Here is a 13,721-nt window from a genome sequence, read left to right on the forward strand (position 1 = left end):
CCATCATTCACCCCGCCACCCGTAGTCAATACTCCATTGCCATCACTCAAACTAATATTACCTCCAGTCCCTATCCCAATAGATCCCGCTCCCGCATTCACATCCGAACGTAAACTCAAGCCCCCAAAGCCACTTATACTAATATTACCCCCATTGCCAGCCGTGTAGCCCGCTCCAGCTCCATCACCCCCAGCACTACTCAATACCCCACCATAATCCACATAACTCCCACTGCTACTCACACTCAAAATACCGCCAGAGCCGCCAACATATCCACTACCTCCGCCACTTTGAATACTCCCCCGTAACAACACCCCATTCACACCACTCAAACTAATGCTACCTCCAGATCCTGCAACCGTATAATAATTACCCCCACGATCCGAATTGCCGCCTACACTATTGAGCACACTTCCCACAGCCATCTCAATCCCCCCACTCACCACATAACTCTGTGAGCCGCCAACTCCACCATTATAATCACTAGAAACAACCACATTACGCCAGCCCTTACTCAATACCTGACCACTGCCACTCAATACCAAATCGCCCCCCACTACCATACGCACATTGCCCGAGCGGCCAGGATTCCTGATGCTATTATTATCCCAACTCCCCACATCCAATACCCCTCCTATGCGTACACTACCTCCCGCATTCACCGTCAAATCATACCCCACATAACTAACGTAACTCGTCGATAAACGCATCGTTAACCCCGAATTGAACTGAACCTCTCCTCCACTCGTAACAGTCAAACCCTTCAACGTATTCGTGTTCTGACCAGTCGTCATGCTCACCCCAGCATCAAATACCACACTCCCCACCTGCGTACCGCCCACCCTTGCCGACTTAATCTCAACCGAATAATTCACTAAGTAATTTTGAATTGTCACATTATTAATCACAGCATTATCCGCGGTAGGGGTGAATGTGTAGGTATTACCTGCTAAGGACCAAGAACCGTTTGCATTCGCAGCGGTAGAAATAACCACATTACTGTGCTGTGCCTGCGCTACAAAAACCAAAAGCCACAGCAAGCTAGTCATCCTGAAAACAGGCTTCCGAAAGAGCGCAAAAAGCAATTGAAACGAACGCATGCGCTTAATAATAATAGTCTATTTGAACCCGATCATTGACAATCAAACTTGCCGCACCATTATTGGCCGGGTTATACGTCGCCGTTGTCCCACTACTCGAAATAGCCGTTTTTGAAATACGGACCCCATTGATGTAAATACGAATAGTGGAATTTATGTTGGGAATTTGGGTCAGCGTAAAAGCTGTTTGGCCGGCGGAAACAATGACGTACTCATCAGAAACAAATCGGACCAAACTGTAATCCGTATTTAATATGGCTGCACTGTATGCCGCGGTGCCATTGCCTTTTACAAGACCCGTCATACTCGTGGTTCCCGTACCACCACGTCCAACGGCCACCGTTGCTCCATTCCAGGTACCTGAACTAATATTACCCACGGCATTGGCCGTCCCATTTAGTGTTAAATTCCCATTGACAATTAAGGTAGACCCTAACGATGTGGGACCATTGGTCCCCAACGAACTCGCAAAAAATCCATTAGTTCCATTCAAATCATACGTTGCCGTCGTTCCCGTAAAGGACTTATCACCGGCGATGATTTGATTCGTTGTCAAATCCACAAAGTTTTTGGTGGTTGACCCGGTACCCCCATTGGCTACGGAAATCGTACCCGTGAGTGCCGAAACAGGCACAGAAGCCCACGTGGCTGTACCACTACCGTTGGAAGTGAGTACATATCCAGAAGTTCCATTCGTATTTGGATACAAAATACCTCCTGCAGTCAATGTTCCCGCAATCACCGTATTTCCTGTAGACGAAGCCACGGTCATTTTTGATGCCCCTATAGTCAAATCATTTGAAAATGACTTAGCCCCAGCCACTGTTTGAGCAGTGCTTAAGTCAACAAAATTTTGCGTGGAAGCGCCCGTTCCTCCTTTGGCGACAGATAAAATACCTGAAAATTTAGCATCTGTTACGGCTCCATTGGCGAGTTTAATTGTGCTTACCGCATTATCTGAAATCACCGGAGCTGCAGCTGTGGTGCCCGTTCCCCCCAAATCACCTGCTAATCGCACTGAACCATTCGTCGTTGTAGTCGCATCCGACGCGACAGGTAATACCACCGAACTACTCGTACCTGAAATGGTTAAGGTCGAACCTGCTAATGATAATGTTTGGGTTTCTGTCAATACGCTTGTCGCAGGGATCCAAGACGTTCCATCAAATTTCAATACTTGTCCATTAGTAGGTGCTGTCGAGCTCAAGGTCCTTCCTTGTAATTTGGCCACCAAAGGCGAAGATGCTGTACCTCCCAAATCACCCGCCAATCGCACCATTCCATTGGTTGACGATGTTGCGTCGACCGCCGTAGGTAACACCACTGAACTCCCCGTACCAGAGATTGTCAAGGTCGATCCCGACAATCCTAATGTTTGGGATTCTGTTAAGACCGAATTATTGGGTACATAATTCGTACCATCATATTTCAATACTTGACCCACCGTGGGTGCTGTAGCTGAAACGGGTATTCCTTGAATCCGAACCACAGAAGGGGCCGTAGCGACGCCACCTAAATCTCCTGCTAATTGAACCAAACCAGAACTAGAATTTGTCGCGCTCGGCAATACCACCGAGCTACTTGTTCCTGAAATACTCAAAGTGCTTCCTGCTAAACTCAAGACCTGCGTTTCCGCCAAAATGGAACTATTGGGTACATAATTCGTACCATCATATTTCAATACTTGACCCACCGTAGGCGTAGTATTGGAAACTGGTATTCCTTGAATCCGAACCACAGAAGGCGCTGTAGCGATGCCACCTAAATCTCCAGCTAATTGGATTTTGCCCGTTGCAGTAGTCGTTGCATCTCCCACCGCCGGCAAAGTAACTGAACTATTTGTGCCAGATAGCGTAACCGTTGTTCCAGTTAAAGATAAAGTTTGCGCCTCTGCCAAAACCACCGCATCCGGAACCCAAGCCGTTCCATTATACTTTAATACTTGTCCTGTAGTCGGTGCAGATGAACTTAAAGTCGCTCCTTGCAAACGAGCAACCACAGGAGATGCTGCGCTACCTCCAAGATCTCCGGCCAATTGCACTTTACCCTTTGTCGAAGCATCCGCATCCACCACATTCGCGTTGACCATGGCAGCTTGGACAAATGCAGTCGTAGCCAATGCCGTGGAATTATTACCCGCTGTTTGTGTGGTCGATGTCGTCGCTCCAGGCAAAACGGGTGAACCCGTGAAAACCGGTGAATTTAAATTTGCCTTGGCATCTAATGCCGCTTGAAAAGCAATTCCTGTAGTTGCAATGTCCACATACTCCTTCACGGCTCTCACAGAAGGATATTTTTGATGACTCGCCCCGTCGGCTAATACATCCGTCGATTTATTAGTCAAATTTTCTTTTAAGGCCAATCCAGGCACAGTGGGACTTGTAGCCGTACCAGCCAAATCTCCTGCTAATTGTAGTTTTCCTGTTGCCAGCGTCGTCGCATCCGGCGTACCTGTCGTAATGACATTGGACATGGCATTGTCTACATAGGATTTTACGGCCAGCTGCGAAGGGTATAAGGAATTACTTGGTCGCGAATTGCCTAAATCTAATGCCGTCGACTTATTCGAAAGCATCTCAAAACTATTCGCCATCTGACTTGTCTGATTTTGTAAATTGACGAGTTGGCTCGATAAAATAGAAGACGCATTCGCTGTATTTTTTATCCGCTCATCTTGCTCACTCAAGGTGGAACGTATCGAATTGAGCGATACATTCACAGCAACCAGTTGCGTTTGGGCACTATCTAGTCGAAAGCTTAAATCACTGACTGACTGATCGATCACGATAAATCGAATTTTGTTGGCTAGTTGGTTCGCCTCTATCTTAGCCGAACTCTCCTGAATCGCAATGGTATTGACCAACACACTCTGCTTGAGCGGATCTAAATCTTTGGGCACGAGATATCCTACATCATTTGAAAATTGACTTAGTTTCGTGGGGGAATCGCGGACATTTTTGTAATCTACCGAGGCCGCATAGAGCGCATAAGGCGTAAAAGTTAAGAGCTGATTACTTACTTCCGTAAATGTAGATGACCCATTGAAATTCACACTTACATTCAGTTTTTTGAGGTTCTCATCCCAAATGATGGAATCAAATTGTTTGTATTTTGATTCACCAGAAACTGCATTTGAGCCTATATTCCAAGCAGGTATCCCTTTTCCAATGACTAAATTAACCAAGCCAAAAGCATCTGTTTTTGCCGCATGAATTTCCTCATAATCGATTCCTTCCTTAGAAACTAACGTAAATCGCAACCAAACATTTCCATTCGCCAATGGCTGACCAGAAATCACCTGACCCGGTATCTCAATCGGATTCGGGTCCAATATGACCGCTTGGTAATTCAAGCCGTTTTGTTGGCCATACGCCACCCAAGAAGTAAACACCAAGAATAAAATGAGTAGATTTTTATACATAGGATCTAGCTTATTGATGCAATCTAATTCCCATCGCAAGCGTCATTGGCGCCATATCCAGTGTGCCCGTTGGCGTTACTTTTGCATTATGAGTTTGATAAGATGCAACGTGTACAAATGCGCTCACTTGTGCATTCACGCGTTTATTCAGTTCAACTTGTACACCACTAAATAGGCGAAGCCCTTTAAATTGTGGTTCCGACAAAAGATCAAAATACCGAGCATCAACGAGCTGTTGGCCCGCCACCAAATACTGCCCCATCACCCTTCCGGTTACCTGAATAGACCAGCCTTTGATCAACGGAATTCTGGGCCCAAAACCAGCTGATACCCCCACATAATCTGTTTGGTAAGAAAAGGCGATCTGTTGGACATCTCCAATCGCATTAAATTGATTGTAATTCAGCCCCAAATCATAGTGAAACAGATTTAGAAACTTGGATATTTTAGGACGCTGACTAAAGTAAATGGCTGATTTTGAAAATTTTGAAATCAAACGGACGGTGTCAATTAAGACATGTTCATGGGCAATATCCAGATGTAAACCAGATTGCGGTTTTAATAGGTCAACAGGCTTACCTGCTGAATTCTTAAATTGATATTGTGTGATATTGGAACCGATGGTCCACTTCCAAGCTTGAGCTTGAATGGAATAAATAGGGAAGAACAGCAGGAGAACCACCACACGCCGAACGCAGGAAATGGTCCATCCCCTGAGGAATAGATTAATCATGTATCTTAGAACTAGGTATTCGAAAACTAAATCTAGTTAATTTTCGTAGCGCGAATTAAGTCATTTTTATCCTTAATAGAAAATTTAAACGACCAATCAGTCAGGGGATTATCAAACGGAATTGAAAAAAAGCGTACTATTTCAAATCTACATTATAATGTAGTCCTTTATTGGCCCGTTGTGCACGCGCGTGTTTGATGATTAAATATGCCACATTAATCATATTCCGCAATTCACACAAAGGAACGGTGATGCGTGATTGTTTGTACAATTCCTCATGTTCGAGGTAGATTAATTCCAAACGGTCATAGGCCCGTTTCAAACGGCGATCGGTTCGAACGATACCTACGTAATTAGACATAATGGATTCTAATTCACGTGCCATTTCGGTCACTAAAACTAATTCTTCGGGGTGCCGCGTTCCTTCATCATTCCAGTCTGGAATACCTGCAGGAATGTTCTGCGTACCGTATTGACTAACTGATTTCTCAAACGCATTGTGCGCATAAACGATGGCTTCCAAAAGTGAATTAGAAGCAAGACGGTTCGCACCATGCAAACCGGTATATGAACATTCGCCAGCTGCGAATAAATTCTCAATGTTGGTTTGACCATAATGATCGACGATAATTCCTCCACATAAATAATGCTGGGCCGGCACCACAGGGATCATTTCAGTAGCCATATCAATCCCAAGTTCTTGTAGACAATGGGCGTAAATCATAGGGAAATGCTGGAGTATTTCTTCTTTCGGAATATGTCGCGTATCTAAATACACATGATCCGTTCCGTTGATCTTCATTTCAGAATCAATCGCACGTGCGACTACATCGCGAGGCGCTAAGGATAGACGCTCATCGTAGCGTTCCATGAACGTCGAACCATCCTGATTCTTCAAGATTCCTCCATGACCACGTACGGCCTCCGAAATTAAAAAGGAAGGCTTGTGACCTGGATTGTATAAGGCTGTGGGATGAAACTGAATAAATTCCATGCCTTGAACAAAACCTTTCGCGCGGTAAGCCATGGCAATTCCATCTCCGGTGGCAATTGTGGGATTCGTCGTGGATTGATACACTTGACCAATTCCTCCCGTGGCTAACAGTGTCGTTTTCCCTAAAAAGGTTTCTACTTTCTTCGTTTTTTTGTTCAGCACGTAAACACCATAACATTGTTTGTTTGGCGTATCCTTGGTTACCTTCTCCCCTAAATGATGCTGAGTAATTAAGTCGACAGCAAAATAATGGGTAAAGAAATCAACGGATGTAAAGGACTTAATCTTGGCTAAAAGTGCGCGCTCAATTTCGTTGCCTGTGGAGTCTTTATAATGCAAGATGCGTTTATCCGAGTGTCCGCCTTCTTTCACCAAATCAAAAGTCCCATCCGATTTCCGGTCAAAAGCCGTCCCATAGGCGATTAATTCTTTGAGACGTTCGGGCGCTTCACGAACAACCATTTCGACAACTTCGGGATCTGAAACAAAATCACCCGCGACTAAGGTATCTTGAATGTGCTTATCAAATGAATCTTCGGAATCCCAAACGGCAGCGATTCCGCCTTGTGCATATTTGGTATTTGTTTCTTCTGCAACGGTTTTGGTAATGAGCGCAATCTTAATGGGAATCTGTAAATCCTCAAAATGCTGGGCGACTTTTACCGTGTAGGATAAACCCGCAATTCCAGAACCGATTACTATAAAATCATACGTAGGCATAAGCGCTCATTAATTCTGCAAAGTAACCAAAAACTGCCGTAGAAATGAAATGTAGATTATTTATTGTACTTTTGCCGACAAATAAACGGTAAACCCTTAACAATCAATTTATAACTCAATGGAATCAAATAACAATTCATCGAAAATCGCTATCATCATCTTGGCAGTTTTAACGGCAGTCCTAGGTGTATTATATTTTCGTTCAAATCAATTATCGAACGAGCAAGCAACAACAATCGAAGAAAAAGCAACTGAATTAGCGAATACACGCACACAATTGGATTCGATCTCGACTCAATTAGATAGCAAAATCGCTGAAATTAAAGCTTTAGGTGGTCAAGTAGCTGACTTAGAAGCTTTGAAAGTTCAATTAGAGCAAGACAAAGCTTCCTTAAAAAGCTCAAATCATGCGGCGATCGCATCGTATGAATCAAAAATCAAAGAATACAATTTGGTGTTAACGCAAAAAGACGGCGAAATCGTTGAGTTGAAAAAGCAAAATGGAATTCTAACGGAAAACAACCAAGTATTAACGACGCAAAATACGACATTGAATACGGAGAATTCTGGGTTGAAAAACCAAAACAAATCGTTGGCAGACACCCTTTCAGACGTTGCTGCAAAGAACAAAGAATTAGCTCGCAAGGTAAGTATCGCTGCGGCATTGAAAGCACAGAACATTCGTGTTCTTGCCGTTAACGCGAAAGGCAAAGAGACTGAGCGCGCACGTTTAAACGGAAAGAAAATTGACAAGTTAAAAGTGATGTTTTCTTTAGCTACTAATCCAATCACCAAATTGGAAAACAAAACTATTTTTGTTCGCATATTGGACGGTGATGGAGCAACACTTTCAGATGAATCAATCGGTTCTGGCAAAATCAGCTTGAACGGAAAAGATACGCCATTCACGACAAAGCAAGTGATTACGTATACAAACGACAACCAAGAAGTAAGTGTTACCTACCCACGCGGAGGTGTTACGTACAAACCAGGCAAATATCAAGTTGAATTGATTTCAGAAGGATTTGTGGTAGGTAAAGGGGCGTTTGAGGTTAAATAAAAAGTAAGAGGTAAGAAGTAAGAGGTAAGAAGTAAGAGGGTAGAGGTAAGAAGTAAGAGCATTTGCATGAAGCATTAAACTCTTAATTCTTACCTCTTTTTTTATTTCCCCTCTCACCTCTTACTTCTTACCTCTTACTTCTCACCTCTCACTTCTTACCTCTCTTATTTCTCCCACCACCACTTCGAGAAGCTCTTAGAAAAGAGCAAACTAGCCCCTACTGTTTGATTGATTTGATAGGAGTTTAAAGACCCCGCAAGGGAGGTTTGCACATTTCGATTATACGTTTTCAAACGTAAAGATCCATCCCGTTTAACGAACCACTCCAAGGCCCAATCACCCAATAAAATCGATGGGCTTGTTTGATTTCGTGCATCCGTAAATCCTCCACTTCGCGTGATTCGTAGCCGATCATTCATATTATAGGAAGCGCGCAACTGAAGGTTGGATAAAATATCCTGGGTCAATAAACCCCCACCCAAATACACATCCACATTCAAATCTTTATTGATTTTATTAGCCAAACCACTCAATTGATTTGACAACATCTCCGTTACATTGCCCATCAAATTCCCAATCGCCACACCTGTTCCACCATACGGAGAGACCAGTTGGCCAAACAATAAGACGTTACTCACCTGCCGTGTCAATTCCTGCTCATCGGTTTTGATACGATTCGTAAATGCGGTCACGGCACCATTCAAATGCACGTCTTTGGGATAATCCCGAACACCAATATCAAATGAAACAGACGGAGATAGTAAACGATCCTTCAAATTAATCGTGACATCCACGGGATACCGACGCTTAAACTCAGGCAAATTACTCTTGTTTGTCGTATCAAGTAAAATAGGAAACAATGAAGCATACTGGGTATACACCGCTTTGATGTTGACATTGCCCTCCATCGGGTCACCCGTCCAAGAAATCTTAGAGCCTCGCTGAATCGCAAACTTCTTATTAATCAAATTTTGCAAGGTAAACGTGTAATCTCCTTGGTCGATGGAATAATCCCCATTCATTCTAAAATCCCCCTTCTTATCCAAGGTCATATTCAACGCACCATTCCCATACACCCGCATGATGTCACCCTTCTTTTGATCAAACTGAACCTCGCCATAAGCCTCCGGCGTTAAACTCAAATTTAAATCCATGGTAATCCCATCATCCTTCAATACCTCAGTCGTTCGTTTTTGATTGGTAGCCAGCTCTGCCTCAATAGACTCACTCAACAGCTCATAACTATCCTCTTCCTTGACCTCCATTTCTCGATCCAACGGAATAAATAAACGCGTACCACGTTCACTTTTTAAATTGGCATAAATCAATAAGTCATCCAAGGTACCGGAAATACGCATCGGTCCAGAGGCAAATCCAGTTCCGTAATAATAAGACTTCGAATCCTTTACCGTATTCAGCAACTTAAACCGATTCAAATCTGCTGTCAAATTCATTTCAAATGGCTTGCCTTTCGGGAAATTTAAGGTAGCATTTAAGCGCGCTGTATTTCCTTCAGGATCCTTTAACATCCAATTAACCCCTTTGATTTGACGCGATTGAAATTGCACCGTATCTGAAAAAAGAAGCTGCGTCTTTAAATAATCAAAGGTTGTCCTTCCTCCCTGAACGGCAATTTTACCCGCAAAAACAGGATCCGTAATCCCTCCCCCCACATGTAAATTACCGGAAGCTTCACCCAATAAACCCGAAAATAAGCCCGTAGTAAATGGTTCCAAAATTTGCAAATTTGTCTTGTTCAATTCGACCTGAACATTGAGTTTATCTTCTTCACCAAAGGGTTTATAGGTGCCACTCACCGACAATACCGATTCGCCCAATCGGTTTAAATGGTAGTTTAGATCCATGAGTTGCTGGTCCGCCTGATACATCCCAACCCCCTGAAAATTACCCATATAAAACTTATTCAATCGCAAGGAATCGACCGATAACCACGAATCTAAACGTGTATTTTGATACCAATTCTGCAAGCTAATTTCCGCATTCATCACCCCCTGCGCCTTCGTCGCAAACAATGGACCCAAAGTCCCTAATTGGAATTTGCGGACGCGTAACTTAATGGCCTCAGTCGAATCTGTGGAGATACTTCCTTGTAGCGCAATAGATTGTTTTTGATTGGAAATTAAGACATGTTCCGCCTTCAATGATTGCCCTTGAATGTACACGCGGTTCTCCGGGTCAATCGACCAATCTTGCCCCAAAATGCGGACATACGAATCCTTAAATCGCAAGGACAGACCGTCTTTTTCAAACTTCCATATCCCACCAAAATGGGCCATATTTTCCTCGCCCTGCTGTTTGAAATCTAAACCAAAATTGATGCGATCCTGATCCCACAAAGCGTCTAATTTCAAATTCTCCGTAGGCGTTAAAAAGTTTAACTGCTGCTTACGCGATTGAAAAATTAAGCTTGATGACACCTCTGGTCCACCCAGAAATTTAGAACTCTGAAATGAAAATACCGATTGATAAAATTTATAGCCGCCCAAAACCAAGGTATCCGGATAGGCTTCTAAACTAAGCGAAAAACTACGCCCTTTGGTTATATTTCCAGAAAATACGGTATTCCGACCCACGTCGACCGACGGAAAAAACCGTTCCATTAACGGACCTATGTGATGGCAGATTACGGTAAAATCCGCGGAATATTTCTGGTCAACGGCATGAACTTTAGCGGCATAATACCGATTCCGCTCAACCTCATTTTTCGCAAAATACAATTTGTATTCATCCCACAATTGGGCCAATTCCGTTTGCATTTTTGTTGGCACAAAATCACCCGCCATCTCGACCGAAACAAACGGAGAACGCAATTGATATTTCTTTTTAGCCCCCCGCGTATCTGCCGAAAATGTCACCAAATCCATCGCTAAATCAGGCTTCTTGGGTACTTGCAATAAGACATCCTGAAACACAGCACGCCCATCAATATCATCGATATCCTGCAAGGTCATATCCAAATCAAAGCGCGACTTAACACGCATCGGCTCAGCAATTAGGTGCAAATTGGATAAGTCGGCACGGTCCACAACGCCCTCCAATTGATACCTCGGCTTCGCTTGACGCAAATTTATTTCGCCTGTCATCGAAGCGACTAAATGTGAATCTTTCACCGCCACTGTCCCCTTAAATAATTGCTTCTGCAAATTACCTTTCAAGGACACGCGTTTGTAACCATATCGATTGAAAAATATCTCCGAAATTTGGCCATCGAAATCGACATTTGCCGACTGGTTTGAAAAGCCCGTTCCTTTCAATTTCGCTTCTAAATCAATCGTTCCTACGTAGTCCTCTAGACTTAACAATTGACCTAATTTAAACTTGCGCAATTTGACAAAACCATCATATCCAGAGCGTGCCATCGAATCTTTCAAATGCATCCGAACATCACCTTCCATATACCCTAATCCGGTATTTAACTGCCCAGATGTTTGAAAATCTACATTGGTACCTTTGAATTTACCTCCAAACGAAACCGCCCCCAAAATGCGCATTTTATCCGCTGCAGATTTTGAAATAAATACTGCCAAATCCTCCGGAACAAATACCGATTGCTTCATCTTGAAGTCCATCTGCGTACGATCAATATTGGGTAAGCCCACAAAATCAAAGTCACCACGCAAGATACTTTTTTGGCCAAAGCCAAGGGCGAACTGACGCAAATGGAGGTTGTCTACGGTGCCGGCCAACAAGCCATTCAGCTGGTACATCCCTTTGTATGGGGTCATGGATTCAATAAACTTGCTAACATCGTCACTCGACAACCGGGAGTTGACCAAGCGAGCTTGCATGTTGGCACGCGTAATCCACTGCGTTAAATCATCGATTTTCTTGTAGTTGACCACAAAGCGATCACTAATCCAAGAGTCATTGATGCGCAAGCCCAACTGGTCAAACCGCATTTGCTTGTCGGAAATCATGAACTGGGTATCCAAGCGCTTGATCCGTAAATTAGTCTGCGGGGCAATCGCGTTAAATCCAATTGTTTGTAAACCGATTGTATCGCCTTTGGAATAAAACTGATGAACGACGGAGTTTATGTGTGCAATTTCAAAATGCGAAAGGTCGAAATGCTGCGGTGTGGCTGTGTTTTCAACTTGCTCATCATCCAAGATAAAGGTCCCATCTACTACCTCTGCTTCTTTGATCACAAAGACGCTGGAACCTGTTTGTGGACCCGTGCTATTTCGATTTACCCAGGCAATAATTTGATCAATAAAATGATTTAAATTAACCGTTCCTTGCTTCTTTTCTAGAATTAAATGTACCCTAGGTTGATACAATCGGGCATAATCCATGGTTGGCCTTCCTGTCTGCAAAAACAAATCAGAGATGCTAAAATTAATATCCAGCTTCTCAATGTAGATCATTTCTTTGCCCCAAGGGTCTTTCACCCGCAGGCCTTTTAAGCTGAGTTCATCAAAAAACTTAATCTGAATACCTTGCAAAGTGAGCGGATACCCGATGGCTTTCTCGATTTTAGGGCTAAAATACTGAGCTAATAGGGTTTGATTGGCCGGGGCACGAAGGAGAAGAATGCATGTGAAAACGAGCAAAAAGAATCCCAACAATCCATAGAGGACCGTTTTAGCGAGGATCTTTAGGTATTTTACCATGTTTACTATTTTTGCCCTATTTTTGCAGTCCAATGGTCCTACTCGCAATCGAATCTTCGTGTGACGAAACCTCTGCTGCCGTAATGGTCAACGGAGAATTGAAGTCAAATATTATTTCCACCCAATTAATTCATACCGAATGGGGCGGAGTCGTTCCCGAATTAGCGAGTAGAGAACATCAAAAAGCGATCATTCCTGTCGTTCAAGAGGCTCTGCAAAAAGCAAATATAAACAAAAATGACCTGAATGCCATTGCATTTACACGTGGGCCAGGTTTGTTGGGCGCACTACTCGTAGGTACCTCTTTTGCGAAAGCATTAGCGCTCAGTTTAAACATTCCACTCATTGAGGTAAACCACATGCAGGCGCATGTTTTGGCGCATTTCATTGAAGACCCCAAACCCACATTCCCCTTTCTTTGCCTTACGGTCAGTGGCGGACATACCCAATTAGTTTGGGTAACTTCCCCGCTACAGATGGAGGTGATTGGCGAAACGCAAGACGATGCCGTGGGCGAAGCCTTCGATAAAACCGCTAAGTTAATCGGCCTACCCTATCCGGGTGGACCGCTCATCGACAAGTTAGCCAAAGAAGGTAATCCAGATAAATTTCCATTCTCCCTGGGTGAAATGCCTGGTTTGAATTTTTCATTTTCAGGAATCAAAACCGCCATTCTCTATTTCCTGCAAAAAGAGACACAAAAGAATCCGAATTTCATTGAAGAAAACAAGGCCGATATTTGTGCATCCGTGCAAAAAACACTCATCGATATGCTTTTGCGAAAAGTCAAAAAAGCAATGAAAGAGAAGCAATGCAATCAAATAGCCATTGCGGGAGGCGTTTCGGCTAACTCTGGATTACGTACCCGCTTACAAGAATTGGGTGCCGAGTTAGGTTGGGAAGTATTCATTCCGGCCTTTCAATATTGCACAGACAATGCTGGCATGATTGCGATGGCGGGACATTTCAAATACGAAGCAGGAGAATTTACGGATCAAGACGTCGCGCCTTTAGCACGGTACAGTCTGTAATCGCCTGGACAAACCTCTCAGGATTGCC

6 protein-coding genes and 1 pseudogene are annotated in these 13,721 nt (G+C 43.6%); 2 read left to right on the forward strand and 5 right to left on the reverse strand.

What is annotated here, in order from left to right:
* The 4 genes and pseudogenes from U0R10_RS08430 to nadB all read right to left on the reverse strand — a co-directional run.
* Positions 1-1,100 (reverse strand): annotated as a pseudogene (locus tag U0R10_RS08430) (hypothetical protein); the annotation flags it as partial.
* Positions 1,101-1,104: 4 nt separating this feature from the next.
* The gene (locus U0R10_RS08435) at positions 1,105-4,521 is read right to left on the reverse strand and encodes a beta strand repeat-containing protein (protein ID WP_377983528.1); all 3,417 of its coding nucleotides are present in this window, start codon (positions 4,519-4,521) and stop codon (positions 1,105-1,107) included.
* A 10-nt stretch (positions 4,522-4,531) separates the two neighbouring features.
* Entirely contained in the window at positions 4,532-5,254 is a 723-nt protein-coding gene (locus U0R10_RS08440) for a hypothetical protein (protein WP_377983529.1), read from the reverse strand.
* Positions 5,255-5,390: 136 nt separating this feature from the next.
* Complete coding sequence (nadB, locus tag U0R10_RS08445) at positions 5,391-6,968, reverse strand: L-aspartate oxidase (RefSeq protein WP_377983530.1); 1,578 nt, start codon at positions 6,966-6,968, stop codon at positions 5,391-5,393.
* 118 nt (positions 6,969-7,086) lie between these two features.
* On the opposite strand from nadB, the gene U0R10_RS08450 reads away from it, so the two are divergent.
* Entirely contained in the window at positions 7,087-8,028 is a 942-nt protein-coding gene (locus U0R10_RS08450) for a hypothetical protein (protein ID WP_377983531.1), read from the forward strand.
* Between the two features lie 164 nt (positions 8,029-8,192).
* Here the strand turns inward: U0R10_RS08450 and U0R10_RS08455 are convergent, their stop codons facing one another.
* A complete protein-coding gene (locus tag U0R10_RS08455; RefSeq protein ID WP_377983532.1) occupies positions 8,193-12,662 on the reverse strand; it encodes a translocation/assembly module TamB domain-containing protein in 4,470 nt (1,489 codons plus the stop codon).
* A 32-nt stretch (positions 12,663-12,694) separates the two neighbouring features.
* Here U0R10_RS08455 and tsaD point away from each other — a divergent pair, with 32 nt between their 5' ends.
* Positions 12,695-13,693, forward strand: a complete 999-nt coding sequence (tsaD, locus tag U0R10_RS08460; protein WP_377983533.1) for a tRNA (adenosine(37)-N6)-threonylcarbamoyltransferase complex transferase subunit TsaD — start codon at positions 12,695-12,697, stop codon at positions 13,691-13,693.
* Positions 13,694-13,721: the final 28 nt, after the last annotated feature.

The organism is Aquirufa avitistagni (assembly GCF_042715545.1).
GTDB classification, from domain to species: domain Bacteria; phylum Bacteroidota; class Bacteroidia; order Cytophagales; family Spirosomataceae; genus Aquirufa; species Aquirufa avitistagni.

Bases quoted from the DNA above. Each gene is read 5' to 3' on its own strand.
- U0R10_RS08450 (WP_377983531.1), top strand. From the start codon at position 7,087: ATGGAATCAAATAACAATTCATCGAAAATCGCTATCATCATCTTGGCA.
- U0R10_RS08435 (WP_377983528.1), bottom strand. From the start codon at position 4,521: ATGTATAAAAATCTACTCATTTTATTCTTGGTGTTTACTTCTTGGGTG.
- tsaD (WP_377983533.1), top strand. From the start codon at position 12,695: ATGGTCCTACTCGCAATCGAATCTTCGTGTGACGAAACCTCTGCTGCC.
- nadB (WP_377983530.1), bottom strand. From the start codon at position 6,968: ATGCCTACGTATGATTTTATAGTAATCGGTTCTGGAATTGCGGGTTTA.
- U0R10_RS08455 (WP_377983532.1), bottom strand. From the start codon at position 12,662: ATGGTAAAATACCTAAAGATCCTCGCTAAAACGGTCCTCTATGGATTG.
- U0R10_RS08440 (WP_377983529.1), bottom strand. From the start codon at position 5,254: ATGATTAATCTATTCCTCAGGGGATGGACCATTTCCTGCGTTCGGCGT.